At 49.2% G+C, this 17,489-nt stretch carries 13 protein-coding genes; 7 read left to right on the top strand and 6 right to left on the bottom strand.

All coding sequences use genetic code 11. The features are described 5' to 3' along the window. Positions 1 to 14: 14 nt before the first annotated feature. From ACFPK9_RS01755 to nagZ, 4 genes are all read right to left on the bottom strand, one after another. The gene (locus ACFPK9_RS01755) at positions 15 to 776 is read right to left on the bottom strand and encodes a succinate dehydrogenase/fumarate reductase iron-sulfur subunit (protein ID WP_377092812.1); all 762 of its coding nucleotides are present in this window, start codon (positions 774 to 776) and stop codon (positions 15 to 17) included. Between the two features lie 178 nt (positions 777 to 954). Beyond that, positions 955 to 4,083 (bottom strand): preprotein translocase subunit SecA, encoded by a 3,129-nt coding sequence (secA, locus tag ACFPK9_RS01750; RefSeq protein WP_377092811.1) that lies wholly within the window; start codon positions 4,081 to 4,083, stop codon positions 955 to 957. A gap of 87 nt (positions 4,084 to 4,170) precedes the next feature. After that, positions 4,171 to 4,593, bottom strand: coding sequence for a transcriptional regulator MntR (mntR, locus tag ACFPK9_RS01745; RefSeq protein WP_377092810.1), 423 nt, complete (start codon positions 4,591 to 4,593; stop codon positions 4,171 to 4,173). 29 nt (positions 4,594 to 4,622) lie between these two features. Next, positions 4,623 to 5,723 carry a beta-N-acetylhexosaminidase gene (gene nagZ, locus ACFPK9_RS01740; protein WP_377092809.1) on the bottom strand — a complete coding sequence of 367 codons (1,101 nt, stop codon included), beginning with the start codon at positions 5,721 to 5,723 and terminating at the stop codon, positions 4,623 to 4,625. A 103-nt stretch (positions 5,724 to 5,826) separates the two neighbouring features. On the opposite strand from nagZ, the gene gpmI reads away from it, so the two are divergent. Next, entirely contained in the window at positions 5,827 to 7,377 is a 1,551-nt protein-coding gene (gene gpmI / locus ACFPK9_RS01735) for a 2,3-bisphosphoglycerate-independent phosphoglycerate mutase (protein WP_377092808.1), read from the top strand. Positions 7,378 to 7,433: 56 nt separating this feature from the next. Then, positions 7,434 to 8,498 (top strand): IS110 family RNA-guided transposase, encoded by a 1,065-nt coding sequence (locus ACFPK9_RS01730; RefSeq protein WP_377092807.1) that lies wholly within the window; start codon positions 7,434 to 7,436, stop codon positions 8,496 to 8,498. A 681-nt stretch (positions 8,499 to 9,179) separates the two neighbouring features. Here ACFPK9_RS01730 and ACFPK9_RS01725 read toward each other — a convergent pair. Beyond that, positions 9,180 to 10,409, bottom strand: coding sequence for a hypothetical protein (locus tag ACFPK9_RS01725; RefSeq protein ID WP_377092805.1), 1,230 nt, complete (start codon positions 10,407 to 10,409; stop codon positions 9,180 to 9,182). A gap of 200 nt (positions 10,410 to 10,609) precedes the next feature. On the opposite strand from ACFPK9_RS01725, the gene ACFPK9_RS01720 reads away from it, so the two are divergent. The 5 genes from ACFPK9_RS01720 (at position 10,610) to ACFPK9_RS01700 (ending at position 15,877) form a co-directional block, all read left to right on the top strand. Further along, positions 10,610 to 10,945, top strand: a complete 336-nt coding sequence (locus ACFPK9_RS01720; RefSeq protein ID WP_377092804.1) for an MmcQ/YjbR family DNA-binding protein — start codon at positions 10,610 to 10,612, stop codon at positions 10,943 to 10,945. An 85-nt stretch (positions 10,946 to 11,030) separates the two neighbouring features. Then, positions 11,031 to 12,014 carry a DHH family phosphoesterase gene (locus ACFPK9_RS01715; RefSeq protein WP_377092803.1) on the top strand — a complete coding sequence of 328 codons (984 nt, stop codon included), beginning with the start codon at positions 11,031 to 11,033 and terminating at the stop codon, positions 12,012 to 12,014. Between the two features lie 126 nt (positions 12,015 to 12,140). Beyond that, positions 12,141 to 12,860, top strand: coding sequence for a tRNA pseudouridine(55) synthase TruB (gene truB, locus ACFPK9_RS01710; protein ID WP_377092802.1), 720 nt, complete (start codon positions 12,141 to 12,143; stop codon positions 12,858 to 12,860). A 41-nt stretch (positions 12,861 to 12,901) separates the two neighbouring features. After that, the gene (locus ACFPK9_RS01705) at positions 12,902 to 13,825 is read left to right on the top strand and encodes a bifunctional riboflavin kinase/FAD synthetase (RefSeq protein ID WP_377092800.1); all 924 of its coding nucleotides are present in this window, start codon (positions 12,902 to 12,904) and stop codon (positions 13,823 to 13,825) included. A gap of 69 nt (positions 13,826 to 13,894) precedes the next feature. Next, a complete protein-coding gene (locus ACFPK9_RS01700; RefSeq protein ID WP_377092799.1) occupies positions 13,895 to 15,877 on the top strand; it encodes a DNA gyrase/topoisomerase IV subunit A in 1,983 nt (660 codons plus the stop codon). A gap of 249 nt (positions 15,878 to 16,126) precedes the next feature. On the opposite strand, the gene ACFPK9_RS01695 is transcribed toward ACFPK9_RS01700, so the two are convergent. Further along, on the bottom strand, positions 16,127 to 17,467 hold the full coding sequence (locus tag ACFPK9_RS01695; RefSeq protein WP_377092798.1) for an MATE family efflux transporter: 1,341 nt from the start codon (positions 17,465 to 17,467) through the stop codon (positions 16,127 to 16,129). Positions 17,468 to 17,489: the final 22 nt, after the last annotated feature.

Below are 17,489 nucleotides of genomic sequence, written 5' to 3'. Positions count from 1 at the left end.
GAATGGAATTCAGTTTACGCGAGACCGTCCTTGGCAGAAGCGAGGAGGTAGTCACGGTTAAGCTTAGCGATGTTGTCGACGCTGATTTCTTTAGGACAGACAGCTTCACATTCGTATTGGTTCGTGCAGTTGCCGAAACCTTCTTCGTCCATTTGGCGAACCATTGCGAGAGTACGCTTGGTCTTCTCTGGTTGGCCTTGGGGAAGCTTGTTGAGGTGCGCTGCTTTCGCGGAAACAAATAGCATGGCTGAAGCATTCTTACAGGCTGCCACACAGGCACCACAGCCGATACATGCAGCTGCGTCGAAAGCCTCATCCGCAAGTTTTTTCTCGATCGGCATGGAGTTCGCATCAGGTGCGGCACCTGTGCGGACGTCGATGAAGCCACCAGCGGACATGATGCGGTCAAAAGAGCTACGATCAGTGATGAGATCTTTGACTACAGGGAATGCTTTAGCGCGGAATGGTTCGATCCAGATGGTCTCGCCATCTTTGAATTTACGCATGTGGAGCTGGCAAGTGGTGATGCCTTGTTCCTTGGAATGCGGGATACCATTGATGGTAAGTGAGCACATGCCGCAAATTCCTTCACGACAATCGTGGTCGAAAACGATTGGGTTGCCACCGTCGTTGATGACGCGCTCGTTAACGATGTCGAGCATTTCGAGGAAGGAAGCTTCTACTGGGATTTCCTTCGCTTCGTAGGTTTCGATAGTACCACGGTCATTTGCGTTTTTTTGACGCCAGACTTTGAGTGTGAGATTGAGGTTGGCCATGTCTGTGTAGAGATGCGCGGTATTTGATGCCGAGCATTGGTGTTTAGTTGAGAATCTGCAGTTAAAAGAGTCCTACTGGTCTGGCATTTTTAAATGCCATATTCAGCTTTTTGAAAAGAAGGAAACAACGGGATTGGAAAATAATTTCAAATCCCGCTCAGTTTTAAAATGAATTTAATTAATCTTTCTTTTTGGTGTTTTTGAGTTCGATCGGCTTGCGTTTAGGGAGAGTGACTTTCACAGGTTTATCGCTTTTCATTGGTTTAAGAGCGATTTGTTGGGATGCCATTGCTTGGCCGAGGTTGATCTCAGGAGTCGTCGGGTGGTTACTTGGGCCATCGAGGTCTTGAGGTAGGCTCTGGAGGAGTTGCTCAAACTGATCGAGGCTCTGGGTGGAGCGGAAGAGGTTGCCGAGAGCATCTGCTTTAATAGAATCCATCAAGGACTCGAAGAGTGCGTATGCTTCGTTCTTGTATTCGACGAGTGGGTCTTTTTGCCCTTGGGCGCGGAGGTGGACACCTTCGCGGAGGGCGTCCATGTTGTAGAGGTGTTCCTGCCAGAGACGGTCGATTGCAGTGAGGATGATCTGACGCTCGAGGTGATCAAGGTATTCTGCAGGTTGATCGGCGACTTTAAGTTCGTAGGCTTTTTTGACTTCAGCGATGAGCCACTCAGCGTTGTCGTCGGCATTGCGATCTTGGATGCCGCTTTCTTCCATGCTGAGCGCGAGTGGGAAGGTGGAGTTAATCCAACCGAGAAGCTCTGTGTAATCTGGGGCTCCTTCATCGCGCTCTTCCATGAATTCATAAATGGTCGCAGGGATCATTTCTTCGATCACTTCGTTGAGAAGTTCACGAGGATCTTCGGATGAGAGTACTTCATTGCGGTAGCCGTAGACGACTTCGCGCTGCATGTTCATCACATCGTCGAAGTCGAGAACGCGTTTACGCCATGTGTAGTCGCGTTGTTCAACGCGTTTCTGAGCTGTTTCGATGGAGCGGTTGAGCCATTTGTGTTCGAGTGCTTCACCTTCTTCCATGCCAAAGCGTTCCATCATGGTGGTCATGCGGTCCGCGGCTGCGAAGTTACGCATGAGATCGTCTTCGAAAGAGATAAAGAACTGGGAAAGACCTGGGTCACCCTGACGCGCACAACGTCCACGAAGCTGGCGGTCGACACGGCGTGACGGGTAGCGCTCACAGCCGATGACGTAGAGGCCACCGAGTTCGGCAACGCCTTCACCGAGTTTGATGTCGGTACCACGACCAGCCATGTTAGTGGAAACTGTGACAGCTCCTTTCTGGCCGGCATTGGCGATGATTTCTGCTTCTTGTTCGTGGAATTTCGCGTTGAGAACCTTGTGGTTGATCTTGTTGCGCTTGAGAAGGCGTGAGAGCGTTTCAGAAGCATCGACAGAGGCCGTGCCTACGAGAACTGGTTGGCCGCGCTCTTGCGCTTCGGCTATTTTCTTAACAACCGCATTGTACTTTTCACGGCGTGTTTTGAAAACTTGATCGTTGTCATCAACCCGTGTGTTAGGGCGGTTGGTTGGGATTGGCAGAACGTCGAGACGATAGATGTCGTGGAATTCCGCTGCGTCTGTTTCAGCAGTGCCTGTCATGCCTGCGAGTTTTTCGTAGAGACGGAAGTAATTCTGAATGGTGATCGTTGCGTAGGTCTGCGTTTCACGTTCGATAGTCACACCTTCTTTCGCTTCGATTGCTTGGTGGAGACCATCGGACCAACGGCGGCCTGCCATTTTACGACCAGTTTGCTCATCGACGATGACTACCTTGTTTTCTTCGATCACGTACTCTACGTCTTTTTCATAGATACAGTATGCTTTGAGAAGTTGGGAAATAGAGTGCATCTTCTGCGCCTGCTCATCGAGGCGACTCTGAATGTGTTCTTTTTTCGCCGCTTTTTCATCATCACTGAGGGAACTGTCGGCATCGATATCAGCGTAGGCTTCCGCGAGATCTGGAAGAACGAAGGCTTCTGCATCGTTCGGATCAAGGAAGTTGCGACCATTGTCCATGAGGTCGGCATCGTGGCCTTTTTCATCAATGGTGTAGAAGAGTTCTTCTTTGATCGCGTAGAGGTCTTTCTTCTGCGTGTCCTGATACATCTCTAACTCAGTCTTCTCGATGAGACGGCGGGAGTCAGGATCCTGCATGAAGCGAGCGAGTTGCTTGGAGCGTGGCTGGCCGAGTTTGATTTTGAAGAGTGCGCGGCCGGCGGTTGCTTCATCACCTGCTTCGAGAGCTTTTTTAGCTTCTTCAGCGAGTTCGTTACAGAGAACGTTTTGTTTTTTCACGAGCGCTTCAATGCCGCCTTTATAGACATTGTATTGCTCTGAATTTGAAACTGTGGATGGACCTGAAATGATGAGCGGGGTACGCGCTTCATCGATGAGAATGGAGTCGACCTCATCAATGATCGCGAAATAGTGACCGTGCTGAACTTGCTCTTCCTTGGAGGAAGACATGCCGTTGTCACGGAGGTAGTCGAAACCAAACTCGGAGTTTGTACCGTAAGTGATGTCACACTGGTACTGGGCGGCGCGTAGCTGTGGAGGTTGCTGGTTCTGGATACAACCAACGGAGAGGCCGAGATACTGGTAGAGTGCGCCCATCCATTCGGAGTCACGCTGTGCGAGGTAGTCGTTGACTGTGACGACGTGTACACCGAGACCGGTGAGAGCATTAAGGAAAACTGGGAGAGTTCCGACGAGAGTCTTACCTTCACCCGTTTGCATTTCGGCAATCATGCCATTGTGAAGAGCAATACCACCGACGAGCTGGACATCGAAGTGAACCATGTTCCAGGTCGTTTCGCTGCCGCCGAGGTTAATTGTGCGGCCACACATGCGGCGAGCACCATTTTTGACTACTGCGTAGGCTTCTGGAAGGATTTGTTTGAGGTAGGTGTCGCGCTTTGCTGGGAATTCTCCTTCGATTTCAGCGAAAGCAGCTTTTGCGGCTTCAATCGATTCTGGGGATGCTTCTACTTTTGGCAGCGATGGATATTCATCACGCAGGTCGGCGAAGCGAATTTCGAGGATTTCTGCGAGTGAATCGAGAGCTTCAGGATCTAAGGATTCGATGGTGCGCTTAGTCGGAGCGTCGAGTGGAAGATAGCGATGGAGGTGGTGCTGCCACGCAGTAACTTTCGCTAAGACAGTAGCTTCTGACTCTTGCTGGAGTGCTTCCTCGATTTCGTTGATCTTGGCAACGATCGGGTTCATGCGCTTGATCTCGCGCTGATTCTTATTACCGACGATTTTTTGGAGAATCCATTTAAGCATAGCTGTGTGCCCGGATTAGAATGATGGGCTCGAGCTGCATACACCCGTTAGCCTCGATAGGCAAGGGACTTTGTGTATAGCTTTGGCTTAAATCTTCGCCTTTAGTTTGGCGAGAAGCTTTGGGTCGCTTTTGAGTTCGGCGACGAGAGTAGTGATGACGCCGAGTGTGGCCTTGGAGACGTGGTGCTCCATACCCTCGACATCAGCGTAGATCGTTTCTTCATCTATGTCGAAGAGACGGAGGAACTCAGTGAGAGTGTCGTGTCGCTCGATGATGGCATTGGCGATGGTGTGGCCTTTTTCGGTGAGCACGGTGCCGCGGTATTTTTCGTGGTTCACGAGCCCCTCGGTGTCTAGTCGACGCAACATGTTAGTGACCGAAGCTTGGGAAATGCCGAGGTTTTTAGAGATGTCGATGGGGCGGGCGTAGCCTTTTTCTTCGATCAGATTGAGGATCTGTTCGAGGTAGTCGTCCATGGCTACGGAGCCAGATGTGCGGGATGAACTCACGGTGTTAATTTAAAATTAGTGATGTAAAATTAATAGTCTTCGACAGGGCTGCGGGAGTTGGCGATGGAATCGTTTTGGTCACCGCGCGCGGCTTCTTCACCGAGGACTTCGATACGGAGTTCCATGATTTCCTCGTCAACTTTGTCCCAGCGTTTTTGGTCGAAAGCGGGGAACTTTGGTAGCTTTTTCTTCACTTTTCGTACACGCTTGAGTGAGGCTTGGACATCGAAGAGGGAGAGTTCATTGAGGGCTTCGAGTGCTTTTTCGGCGGTATCTGTTTGATGGCAAATGAGCGCCATGTCATTGCCCGCTTTGATTGCCATTTGGACATCGGTGCCGCGGCCGTAGGTGTTGATGATAGCACCCATGTCGAGGTCGTCGGTCATGATGAGGCCATTGTAGCCAAGTTGCTCGCGTAGGAGACGGGTGACTACATTGTAGGAAAGTGAAGCGGGAAGGCCTGGGGTTTCGGGGTCGAGTTCGGAGAAATGAGTGTGAGCGGTGAGGATGCCGTTCATCTCTGGCCATAGTGCAGTGTAAGGCAGGAGGTCGCTGGCTAGGAGTTCTTCCTTGGTCTTATGGGATGTCGGGAGCTTGTGGTGCGGGTCGACATCGGCGAGTCCACACGAGGGAAAGTGCTTGCCACATGTGAGGGTTTTCATTCGGCGCAAGTTGCGGTTGTAGACGCCGGCATTGTTAATGACTTCTTGAGCATCACGCCCGTAACAACGACCGCGGAGTGCATTGTCGGTATCGGACTCGTAAGCAATGTCTAATACTGGCGCGAGATTCATATTGATCCCCAACAAAGAGAGTAATTGGCCAGTTTGGATACCGTGCCACGCGAGTGATTCTGGTTTGCCTGCGATGCGGAGCTGTTCTGCAGATGGTGGGGTGTTGCCGATTTCTTTGGTGCGGGTAACGCGTCCTCCTTCTTGGTCGATGGCGATAATGGGAGGGACATCGCAAATGTCTCTGAGGGAGTCTGTGAGTGCGCGCACTTGTTCGGGGCTCTCGACATTGCGTCCGAAGAGGACAAAACCGCCTGGCTGGATACGACTGAGGTAGTGTTTCTCATTGCTTGAGAGTTCAGTTCCTTTAATGCCGAGAAGGAGAAGTTGGCCGTACATGGCGGAAGGTTGGAGTAGCTGCTTACGGGTGGCAAGTAGCAAGTACGGGGGATTTTCAGTTCCCAGTTGCCAGTGTGATCAATTGAATTTATAAACCAACTATATGGCCAAGAAACCAGTAGTACTTATTATTCGCGATGGCTGGGGAGTGAATCCCGGCGGTCAAGAAACTGCAGAACGCGACGGCAATTCCACACTCCTCGCAGATACTCCATTTCACGATCAATTATTAGAAACATACCCGAAGAGTTTTGTTAGCGCATCAGGGATGGATGTAGGCCTTCCCGACGGGCAAATGGGCAATTCCGAAGTTGGACACCTCAACCTCGGCGCTGGACGTATTGTCTATCAGAGCCTCACGCGCATTAATAAATCGATCGATGATGGTGAGATGCCAAATATCGAAAATTTAAAGAAGGCATTTGAGAAAGCCAAAGGGGGCACTCTCCACTTCATGGGCTTGGTTTCTGATGGAGGGGTGCACAGTCACCAAGATCACCTTGCTGCATTTGTGAAAGCAGCGGCTGAGGCTGGAGTAAAAAATATTTCGATTCATGCGATCACGGACGGTCGTGACACCTCCCCGACTGGTGGTGTGGATTACCTTAAAAAGTTAGAGACGGATATCGAAGGAACTGGAGCGAAAATTGTTACTGTGATTGGTCGGTATTATGCGATGGATCGCGACACTCGCTGGGAGCGCAATAAGCTCGCTTGGGACGCCTTAGTACTGGGTCGTGGCAAGAAATTTGACGGCAAAGCCAGTGATGCGCTCGCTGCGGAATACGAAGCGGGTGAGACTGATGAATTTATCAAGCCCATTATTTTAGCTGATGCAGACGAACAGCGGATCACGGATGAAGATGTGGTATTCTGGTTTAATTTCCGTGCTGATCGCGCTCGGCAGTTATGTAATGCGTTTCTCAATGGGAAGGCTTTCGTCGCTTTTGATAAAGAAGTGAATCCTAATCCGCATTTCCTCACACTCACTGAGTACGATGAGAATTACGAATGTGATGTGGTTTACCCATCGAGTAGCATGAAGAACGTGTTAGGTGAAGTGGTGGCTGATGCGGGACTGAGCCAGCTGCGGATTGCTGAAACCGAGAAATACCCACACGTGACTTATTTCTTTAATGGTGGTGCCGAGACTCCATTTATGGATGAGGATCGCCAGATTGTGGCATCTCCATCTGTAGCGACTTATGATCTCCAACCAGAGATGAGTGCACCAGAGGTGACCGCAACTCTGGTAGAACGCTTGAAGGATTACGATCTTGTAATTCTTAACTTTGCTAATCCTGACATGGTGGGGCACACGGGTATCGTTGAAGCTTGTAAGAAGGCGTGTACGACTATCGACCAAGGAGTGCAGGCAATCGTGGAGGAGACATTGCGTCTCGGTGGTAAGCTTTTGATCACTGCTGATCACGGCAACTGTGAGAAGTTGATTAACGAAGATGGCTCACCGCATACCGCACATACGACCAATCTCGTGCATGCCATTTATGTGGCAGAGGACCATGAGGGAGTGAATGTGAAGGATGGTATTCTGGCTGACATTTCACCAACACTTCTCGACATGTTAGGTGTTGCTCAACCAGAGGAAATGACTGGGAGTAGCTTGCTTGAAAAGAAGGCTAACACCAAATGAGATAGGATGAGAAGAGAGGTGAGGCCGCGCCATGGTTGCTGGTAAGCTCATGCATTATGGAAAATAACACAAAGCAAGCAACAGTAGTCGGCGTCGACCTCAGTGATAAAAAACATCAAATCTGTGTACTAGACAAGAATGGAGATACCCTTGTCGAAAAAACTATTCCTAATAGCTACGCAGGACTCGATACACTCTGCACGAATTACCCCAATGCACTCATCGCTATGGAAGTCGGAACTCACAGCCCATGGATTAGCAACTATCTCAAAGACCGAGGTCATAGAGTCATTGTCGCCAATGCGCGTAAACTACGCGCCATTTATTGCAACGAACGCAAAAGTGATAAACGAGATGCCCAAATGCTCGCCAAGATCGCGCGCGTTGATACAAGCTTGCTGTACCCTATAGAGCACGGGTCGGTTGATAATCTCGAAAACCGCCAACGTATCGCGATGCGTGACACCTTGGTAAAACGACGTGTTGATCTCATCAACTCTGTTAGGTTTAGCCTTAAAAGCCTTGGGGTACGGCTGATGTCCCCTAGTTCAGCAAGTTTTGCAGGCTATGCAAGAAAAGCACTCGCCACATATCCAACTAAACTTGAGTTAGTAGAACCGCTACTCGTAGTGATTGAAACGATGACTGAGCAAATCAAAGAATCCGATCGCTACCTCAAAGAGGAAATGCTTGAAATGCACCCTGAAGCAAAGCGTTTGATGCAAATACCTGGCGTCGGAGCTCTATCAGCGGTTAGCTTCGTTCTGGCTATAGATGATGCATCTCGTTTTAAAAACTCACGAGATGTAGCTGCCTATTTAGGACTCGTTCCACGAAGAGACCAATCTGGAGATGTCGATAAGCAGCTCTCCATAAGTAAAGCGGGCAACAGGCAGATGCGAACACTACTGGTTCAATGTGCACAGTATATCATGCGCAAAAGCAGCCCTGATAGCGACCTTAAGAGGCATGGTATGCGAATCGCAGAGCGTGGTGGACGAATCGCAAAACGCAAAGCGATCGTCGCTGTAGCACGCAAGTTGAGTGTGGTTATGCTTACACTCTGGCAAAAGCAGATCGATTATCAGCCACTTGTGGCATTAAAAGCAAAAACAGCCTAACAGCTATCGAAAACAAGTTTCAATGAACAACACAAATCGATTTTCCAGAACGACTGCGGGCATATCGTCAACATGCATGAATGTGTAAATGAGAGAGCAGCGTTCTGAAACTTTAAACAACGAAACGGAACCAATCCTGCACCGTAAGCCAAGTAGAGCTTCAATAAGAGTGCGTATAAAAGCCAGATTCCGTTGTTCAACACACTTCATCACAAACCAAATAGAAAGGGACTTCAACTTACCAGTTGACCTCTCTTCACATAAAAGACTAATGACTTTTTGGGTAGCTTGAAGAAATGCGCTACGCGAAAACGGTGGTGACGGCTCCTGCTTTCATAACAAATTGCACTGTCGTTTGCCTCATTTGAATTGCGAAGTGGTATTATATCATTCTCCCGGCTATATTGTCGGAATGGATGATTTTGATATGAACGCTAGTCAGCGGAGCTGATTACAATAAAGAGCGGCATTACTTCGGCCTTCATTTCTGCGTTTTTCCTCAGTCATGTAGCCTGCTACAATCCTTCGTCATGCCTTGAGATGAAGGCCAAATTAACACCGCCATTCCGACAATCTATCCACTCAAATGGTATTAATTTACCCTTCTTCTAAAATCTAAAAAAGCCTCAGTTGAACGTATCAGCTGAGGCTTTCTTTTTTAATTGGTGGATTTCAGAGAGCTTATTCTCCAGTTTCTGGAGCTGCTGCTTCCTCGGCAGCTTCTTCGGCGTCAGCCTTTGCTTGCGCATCGAGAGCTTTTTTAGCTTCGAGCATTTGTTGCTCGATAGTTTGGACGCCGCGCTCAGCCCAGAGGATGCCACTGTCGTCAGTGGTGAGGATTTGGGCCGCACCGTGCTCGACTTTAGTCATGTGCTTCCGAGCGGTATTGAGCTGGTTTTTAGTCATTTCATCAGCTCCTTCTAGCATTCCCTGTTCTTCAAGGCTACCGATTGTTTTGTCGAAGAAGTTATAGAAGCTTTTAGATGCGTAGCCGAAGATTTGACCGTCAGAAGGAAGGTCTTCCATCGTCGCTTTGAAAGCATCGCTTTGGGCGAGTGTGTCTTCACCGTTTGAGCATTTTGTTAAAAAGTCACCAGTAGAGCTGAGCCAGATGAAGTCGCCGGCTTTGTCGACTTTCAGAACTGGGGAGTAACCCATGAACTGAGCTGCCATTTCTGGAGGGAGTGAGTATGTGCTAGTTTCGCCTTCGTCTGTTTTAGCAAATGGAAGACCACTACCGCCGATTACCATTGGTCCTACTTTCTCCCAGATCCAGCTGAGACCGTCGATACGGATAGTGAGGTTTGGTTTGTCGAGTTCGCCGAATGGGGTCGGGATTTTTTGTGCTTCATCGAGGTCGAGGACGAAGTTGAGACGGAGGTCGAGTTTTTTGAGGAGATCGGAACCTGTCATGCCTAGCTGCGGGACTTCTTCAGCCATGCCTTCCTCTACTTCTGCTAAGTCTTCAGCTCCGCTGAGTTTAGCGATATCTTTGAGCATTGGCTCCAGAGTAGCGAGGTTGAAGTTTACTTGGCCAGCGAGGTCTGCTCCAGCGGGGGCAATGTCAGCAACGGAGAGACCCTTGTGTTTACTTGTAGTGAAGAGTTTAAACACCCCTTCATGATTACCTCCGTTATCGAGATGGATTTTATTGATCCACTCAGTGCCATCTGGTGTGGATGACTGTGCGTATGATTTAATGGAGCCAAGACCTAGTACTTTGTAGAGTTCTTCTTTGTTGAGGTCTTCAGGGAGCTCTGGAGCTGCGGATGAGCTGAGAGCTTGGTCGATGAGGGTGGTGTAGTCGCTGATCGGGCCTTCCTTGTAGTTGGCTGCAGATTTGTCAACTCCTTGAGCAAAAGCAGGTGATGCTGCGAGACCGAATGCGAGGTATAGTGGTGTTTTCTTCATGTTTTTTAAATGTGTAGAAACCTCTAACAGTAAATGCGCGCATATGCGACTACAAGATGTGTGGAGATTTGTAGTTCATGAAAGGAAGTTGTGAGTGTTCTCGCAAGAAGAAAGAATGCTGTGTTGAATTTGTAGCGGGATGAGACTGCGAATTGTGTTAATGGTGACGAGTGGACTTAAAAGAAATTCTAGATTACTGTATGGCATTACCCGAAGTGGAAGAGACGACACCCTTCGGACCCGATGCTTTGGTGTATAAAGTGGCTGGGAAGATATTTGCGGTGACGCAACCAGACGATGTGCCATCGCGCATTAATTTAAAATGTGACCCGGATCGGGCACTGGAATTACGAGATCAATACGAATGGGTAAAGCCTGGATGGCACATGAATAAACGTCACTGGAATACCGTGGTGTTAGATGGAGGTGCTCCCGATGCTTTGCTGGTCGAGTTAGTGCGACATTCCTATCAGTTAGTCGTAGCGGGAATGAAAAAGGCTGAGCGTGAACGTCTTCAGCAGCTTTTAGACGACTAGTGTGTATTTGTTCGTAGTTTCGCTTGCGTGAAGGCTATTGCTGGAGAGAATCCGCTCACTTGAAACCTCTGAATTTTATTTTTCTATGAGCAACGCCACATTCTCTGAAATCGCCCAAGCTCTTCGTGAGCACAATTCTTTTATTATCATGAGTCACGTTCGTCCAGATGGTGACGCCATTGGTTCACAGCTTGCTCTAGGACATGCACTTGAGGAAATGGGTAAGACAGTCCATTACATCAACGAAGATGGTCTCCCTGAGAACCTCGCTTTCTTGCCACATTCGGATCGTATTGTTCAGCCACAGGGTGAGGAGCTTGATGTGGAAGTAGCGATTGCTCTCGACTGTGCAACTAAGCCACGCCTTGGCGATAATGCTCTCAAGGCTGCATCTAAGGCAAAGCTTTGGATCAACATGGATCATCATAAGTCGAATCCAGGATATGGAGATCTTAATTTTATCGATTCAAGCTCACCTGCGACTGGTCAAATCCTTTACAATTTCATCACTGCGGAAGGGCTTCCTCTATCAGACGTGACACGTGACTCGATTTACGTTGCCGTTTCTACGGACACAGGGTCGTTTCAGTACAGTGGTACTACGGTGGAAACTTACGAAATGGCGGCTGATCTAGTGCGTCGCGGACTCGATGTCGGGGGGATCAATGCGAAAACATATGATAGTCATCCGTATCGTCGTGTGGAGCTCACGCGCCGACTCCTTAATACCCTTGAAATGGCTGATGATGGTCGTTTGGCTGATTGGAGATTGGTGTACAAGACACAAGAGGAGCTCGGTCTCAAACCTGAAGATAGTGAAGGCTTAATCGACATGATTCGTGCGATTCAAGGTGTAGAGATCGCCGTTTTCTTTGAGGAACTGCAGGACGGTCAGATCCGCGTCAGCATGCGTTCTAAGAACAAGGCAGTGGATGTCTGTGAAGTCGCTAAAATGTTTGGTGGCGGCGGTCACACGCTAGCAGCAGGCATCCGCACTGAAGGAACTTTAGAAGGCGTACGCGAGCAAGTTCTCGCTGAACTACGTAAGCGTCTCGATGCATGTGCATAACTGGGTATATAAATAGTGTTTTTCTAAACACCGAGATCTTGTAGGTTTCGGTGTTCATTTTTTCTCGTAATAAAATACCTTTAATCACGGTTGCTTCGGTGACCACTCATTCGGAATAGTAATAGCATGTTAGAAGAAGTACCCAGTGGAGTTCTCGTGGTCGATAAAGACTCGGGGATGACCTCGCACGACCTTGTGGCGATAACGCGCCGTCAGCTCAATTTTAAGAAAATTGGTCACTGTGGCACGCTCGATCCGATGGCGACGGGGGTGATGATGCTAGTGATTGGTAAAGCTACGAAGTTACAAGACAGATTGATGTCTGAGGACAAGGTGTACAATGGGTCACTAAAGCTCGGTGAAACCACTGGTTCTCAGGATAAAGAAAGTGATATCGAAGAGGTGAAGGAGGTTCCACCTCTAAGTGATGAAGAGGTCGATGCTGCGTTCAATCATTTCGTAGGGGATTTTGAGCAAATTCCACCAATGGTATCGGCAATTAAAAAGAATGGTGTGCCGCTCTACAAATTGGCTCGTAAGGGGATCACTGTGGAGCGTAAGCCGCGTGCAGTGAAAGTGATGGACTATCAGATCCACCGTGTGGAGTTGCCGGAGGTAGAATTTACAGTCAATTGTACCAAAGGTTTTTACGTAAGAACTTACGCGCATGATATAGGCCAACGTCTTGGCTGTGGCGCGCATTTGATTGCGCTGCGTCGTACGCGTTCGGGCAAGTTTGACCTCAGTCGTGCGATTAAAACAGAAGATCTCAAAGTCGCGAGCCGCGAGCAAATTATCGAAAAAATGATCAAGCTTGATGAGATCGCAAAGATGCTGGCTGAGTAAGTTTATTTGCGTGTTAGATTTTCTATTCTAGTTTCACTCCGATGCAGGTTTTCCATTCAACAGCTGAACTTTCAAACCTACACGCATCATTGCACCTAGCTCTCGGGGTGTTTGATGGCGTGCATGTGGGGCACCAAGAGGTGATTCGTCTAGCAGTCGAAGGGGCGCGAGCTGAAGGCGGTCAGGCTGGAGTAGTGACATTTGAACCGCATCCGATTCGTGTACTCGCTCCCGAGCGTGCTCCTCGGCGGATTTTGGCATCGATCGAACACAAGGCGGAATTGTTAGAAGATCTCGGTGTGGATTTCCTCTGCGTGCAGGAATTTACACTCGATTTTGCTCAGAGGGAAGCGCGCGAATTCATTGAAACTCTTGCGGGGTCGGCTGGGATGCTGAAACGAGTTGCGGTCGGCGAGGATTGGATTTTCGGTAAAGCCAGAGGTGGCAATGTACAGAGGCTCAGAGAGTGGGGAGAGGAGTTAGGTTTTACTGTAGATGCGGCACCACCTGTAATGGTGCAAGGAGAGCGCGTAAGCAGTACACGGATTCGCCAGGCTGTACGTGATGGAAACCTAGCAGGAGCAAAGGAGATGCTAGGACGAGACTACACGGTGCAAGGCACAGTGGAACGAGGTAGACAACTTGCTCGGCAGTTAGGTTATCCTACGGCTAATGTCGTAGCGCACAATGAGCAGCTTCCACCAGATGGAGTCTGGGAATTAGAAGTGGTGATTGATGGTGCATGTTTCAAAGCAATCGGGAATTTAGGGCGTCGTCCTACAGTTGAAACGGAGGACGCACGGCGCTTGCTAGAAGTACATGTATTTGATTTTCAAGGAGATTTATACGACCGCGTGATTGAGGCTAAATTCCTCAAATTTATTAGACGTGAGCAGAAGTTTGAGTCGGTTGAAGAGCTGAAAGCGCAGATTGAGGCCGATGTTGCTTCAGTGCGTTCCTTGTAGTTAGTTACAGTGTCGAATCCCCTTGACGCTGGGGCTGCGCTTGGTGAGATTAAACTATCTTAAGTATTTATGAGCCACGAAGAATTACCAGAAGCTAGTTTGCGGGACATGTATTCGGACTATTTCCTCGATTACGCGAGTTACGTGATCTTGGAGCGAGCCGTGCCGTATGTGGAAGATGGTTTGAAGCCTGTACAGAGGAGGATTCTTCACTCGCTCAATGAACTCGATGATGGCCGATACAATAAGGTGGCTAATGTAGTGGGGAACACCATGAAGTACCACCCACATGGTGATGCCTCGATTGGTGATGCTATGGTGGGGCTTGGTCAAAAGGATCTACTCATTGATACGCAAGGAAACTGGGGGAACGTCCTTACTGGTGATCGAGCTGCCGCGCCTCGATACATCGAAGCTCGGCTTACATCCTTTGCTAAAGATATCACTTTTAACCCTAAAACGACGGTCTGGACGCCTAGTTACGATGGCCGAAATCAAGAGCCTGTCTGTCTTCCTGTAAAATTTCCGCTCTTGTTAGCGCAGGGGGTGGAAGGTATTGCCGTCGGTTTGGCGTGTAAGATTCTACCGCACAATTTCAATGAGTTAATCGAAGCGTGTATTGCGGCTTTGCGCAAAGAAGATGTTAACATTTTACCTGATTTTCAAACTGCAGGTATCATGGATGCTAGCGATTACCGCGAAGGTTTGCGCGGTGGCAAGGTGCGAGTGCGCGCGCAGATTGAAATCGACAGTAAAAAGCTATTGCGCATTACAGAAATCCCCTTTGGCACGACAACTGGTGGCTTGATGGACAATATTGTCGCAGCGAATGAAAAGGGGAAAATTAAGATTGCAAAGGTGGTGGATAACACCGCTGCTAATGCTGAGATTTTGGTGCATCTTCCTGCGGGTATAGAGCCTGAAATCGCACGCGACGCGCTCTACGCTTTCACGGATTGCGAAGTGAGCATCTCTCCTAACAGTTGTGTGATTATCGATGGGAAACCGAGGTTTATGGGAGTGAATGACATTCTCAAGTACAGCGCTTTCCATACAAAAGATCTTCTTCAACAAGAGTTAGAGATCCGCCTCGGCGAGCTGAATGATAAGTGGCACTTTAGCTCGCTCGAGAAGATCTTCATTGAAAATGAAATTTATCTTAAGATGAAGGAGTGTTCGAGCATGGAAGAGGTGATTTCTGTGATCGATAAGGGGCTGACCCCGTTTAAGAAATTGCTCCAGCGCGAGGTGGTCGAGGATGACATCGTGAAGCTTTCTAAGCTGCCATTCTTGCGCATGACGAAATTCGATAGCGCGAAGGCAGATGAAGCACTGAGAGCGCTTGAGGAGAGTATTGATGAAGTTGAAAAGAATCTTCGCAACCTCACGCGTTATACGATTTCTTATTTCAAGAACCTTCAGAAGAAATACGGCAAAGGGCGTGAGCGCAAGACCGTGATTTCTAGTTTTGAAAAAGTAGATCGCACGCAAGTGGTTGTCGCCAATGAAACCCTCTACATCGACCGCAAGAATGGGTTTGCGGGCTTTGGCTTGAAGAAAGAGGAGGCTCTAGAAAAATGTTCTGAGCTCGATGACATCATCGTGATTGGAACTGACGGGAAGATGAAGGTGATGAAAATTGCTGAGAAGCTTTTCGTAGGTAAGCGCCCACAGCACATTGCTGTTTTCCGCAAAGATGAAGAGAAGATATATTCACTGATCTATCGTGAGGGCCGTGATGGACCTGTACGTGCAAAACGTTTCAAGATTGGCGGCGTGACGCGCGATAAAGAATACGACCTAGCAACTGAAACCAAGGGGACCCGCATTCTCTACTTTGCGGTGCACGACACGGAAGCGGAATCTAACGACAATATGGTGCTTGTGCATCTTAAGGCGCAACTTCGCCTCCGAAACCTTTCTCGTCCATTCAAGTTTGAGGACATTGCAGTGAAGGGGAGAGGGGTAAGAGGAAACCTCGTGACCAAACACGCCGTCGATCGCGTAGTACGTGCTCCTAAGAATCAAGAGCTTGATTTAGGAGATTCGTGAGATGAGTGGGGCACCGATGGATAGATCTGAATACTGGATCCGCTTCGTATGTGCCTTCCTTGTTTTTGGTATGCTCAGCTTCTTTTCCATTTATAAGTGGATCTTCGAATCAGGCCCATTAACCCTGATCGTCTTTCTCGCTGTATTAATAGGTCTTAGTCACTATCTGGCCAAGCGCGGCGATGAAGCCTGGCGTAGCCTGTTGGGCTGGTTTCACTGGTGCTGAGGAGTCTCGTTCGGTTGGTGAAGCTACCGCAACTTCCTCAGCACGTTTTCTGCATAGGTGATGGTCACGCAGGCCATGACGACGTTAATGGCGCACATGGAGATCCAGAAGCCGGTAAGGTGGATGTCGAAGTGGTAGACGGCGATGCTGAAGACGATAAGGGGTAGGAGGAGTTTGCGGATGACTGCTTCGATGAAGCCGTACATGGGGCGTTTCATGGCCTGTAGGAAACCAATGTAAACAAACCCGATCACATAGGCCCATTGGATACAGGCGACGATGCGGACGTATTGTTTTCCAAGTCCTTTGACGATCGGATCTTCAGTGAATAGTGAGACTAGTGGCTCTGCGCAAACGAAGAGTAATAGGGAGGCAGTGATAATGAGGTAGAGGCCGTATTTCAAACAGAGGCGGACGCAGTCGTGTACTCGCTCGAGTTCTCCTGCGCCATTGTTTTGTCCGACAATCGAGACAATGGCGGAACCGATGCCGATCGCTGGGAGGAGGGCGATTTGTTCGATACGAGTGCCAACCCCGAAAGCTGCGACTGCGGCGTGATCAAAGTATTTGAGGAAGTAGGTGGTGACAAAAAAGCCGAGGGCGACCGACATTAGGTTGAATGCGGTGGGAATACCTTGGCGCAGAATCTGCGTGTATATGCTCCACTTGGGTAGCAGGTGGTGGAAGCAATGGAGGGTGACGTGGCCGCGCTTGACCACCACAGCACAAAGGAAGAGGGCACTGAGTGCTTGGATACAGACGGTGGCCCAGGCAATACCACGAATGCCCATAGCTGGAAGACCAAAGCCTCCGTAGAGGAACCACGGGTCGAGAATGAGGTTCGCAAAGAAACCGACAATCAGCACGCGGCTGTAGGTTTTGCTATCGCCGTGGGCTAGCAAGATCGCATTCATCATACTACAGAGCATGAAGAACAAGCTGCCGCTGAACAGCGGACGGATGTACTGGGTGGCAAGTTCTAGGTAATTTCCTGATGCGCCGAGTAGCTGGAATAAGGGGCTGGAGAAGCTCAATCCAATGGCGGCCACAACGGCAGCGCTGATGCAGGCAAGGGAGAAAATTTGGGCGGACAGCGCGACCTCGGATTCTTTGTCTTTTGAACCAATCGCGTTGGCAATCAATGCCGAAGAACCACGCGAGAGGCCGCCGCTGATGGCGATGATGATGAAGAAGACGGGGAAAGAGAGCGCCATGGCGGCGAGTGCCTCGGTAGAGATGCGCCCCGCGTAGAAAGAATCCACCACATTGTACATGGTGTTAAAGAAATAGCCAACACTCATGGGGAGAGCGATGCGGCGAATGTGTCCTGGAAGTGGACCAGTGGTGAGCGAAGGGCCTGCCATATGCTCTACGAAGCTGAGGGAG

It is taken from the genome of Rubritalea spongiae (assembly GCF_042652385.1).
GTDB lineage: Bacteria > Verrucomicrobiota > Verrucomicrobiia > Verrucomicrobiales > Akkermansiaceae > Rubritalea > Rubritalea spongiae.
Note: the sequence above shows the minus strand (reverse complement) of the source record. Positions and strands in the feature narration are given on the sequence as shown.

Excerpts from the sequence above, each read along its gene's own strand:
- ACFPK9_RS01755 (WP_377092812.1), bottom strand. The coding sequence starts at position 776 with ATGGCCAACCTCAATCTCACACTCAAAGTCTGGCGTCAAAAAAACGCA.
- secA (WP_377092811.1), bottom strand. The coding sequence starts at position 4,083 with ATGCTTAAATGGATTCTCCAAAAAATCGTCGGTAATAAGAATCAGCGC.
- nagZ (WP_377092809.1), bottom strand. The coding sequence starts at position 5,723 with ATGTACGGCCAACTTCTCCTTCTCGGCATTAAAGGAACTGAACTCTCA.
- gpmI (WP_377092808.1), top strand. The coding sequence starts at position 5,827 with ATGGCCAAGAAACCAGTAGTACTTATTATTCGCGATGGCTGGGGAGTG.
- ACFPK9_RS01730 (WP_377092807.1), top strand. The coding sequence starts at position 7,434 with ATGGAAAATAACACAAAGCAAGCAACAGTAGTCGGCGTCGACCTCAGT.
- ACFPK9_RS01725 (WP_377092805.1), bottom strand. The coding sequence starts at position 10,409 with ATGAAGAAAACACCACTATACCTCGCATTCGGTCTCGCAGCATCACCT.
- ACFPK9_RS01720 (WP_377092804.1), top strand. The coding sequence starts at position 10,610 with ATGGCATTACCCGAAGTGGAAGAGACGACACCCTTCGGACCCGATGCT.
- ACFPK9_RS01715 (WP_377092803.1), top strand. The coding sequence starts at position 11,031 with ATGAGCAACGCCACATTCTCTGAAATCGCCCAAGCTCTTCGTGAGCAC.
- truB (WP_377092802.1), top strand. The coding sequence starts at position 12,141 with ATGTTAGAAGAAGTACCCAGTGGAGTTCTCGTGGTCGATAAAGACTCG.
- ACFPK9_RS01705 (WP_377092800.1), top strand. The coding sequence starts at position 12,902 with ATGCAGGTTTTCCATTCAACAGCTGAACTTTCAAACCTACACGCATCA.
- ACFPK9_RS01700 (WP_377092799.1), top strand. The coding sequence starts at position 13,895 with ATGAGCCACGAAGAATTACCAGAAGCTAGTTTGCGGGACATGTATTCG.
- ACFPK9_RS01695 (WP_377092798.1), bottom strand. The coding sequence starts at position 17,467 with ATGGCAGGCCCTTCGCTCACCACTGGTCCACTTCCAGGACACATTCGC.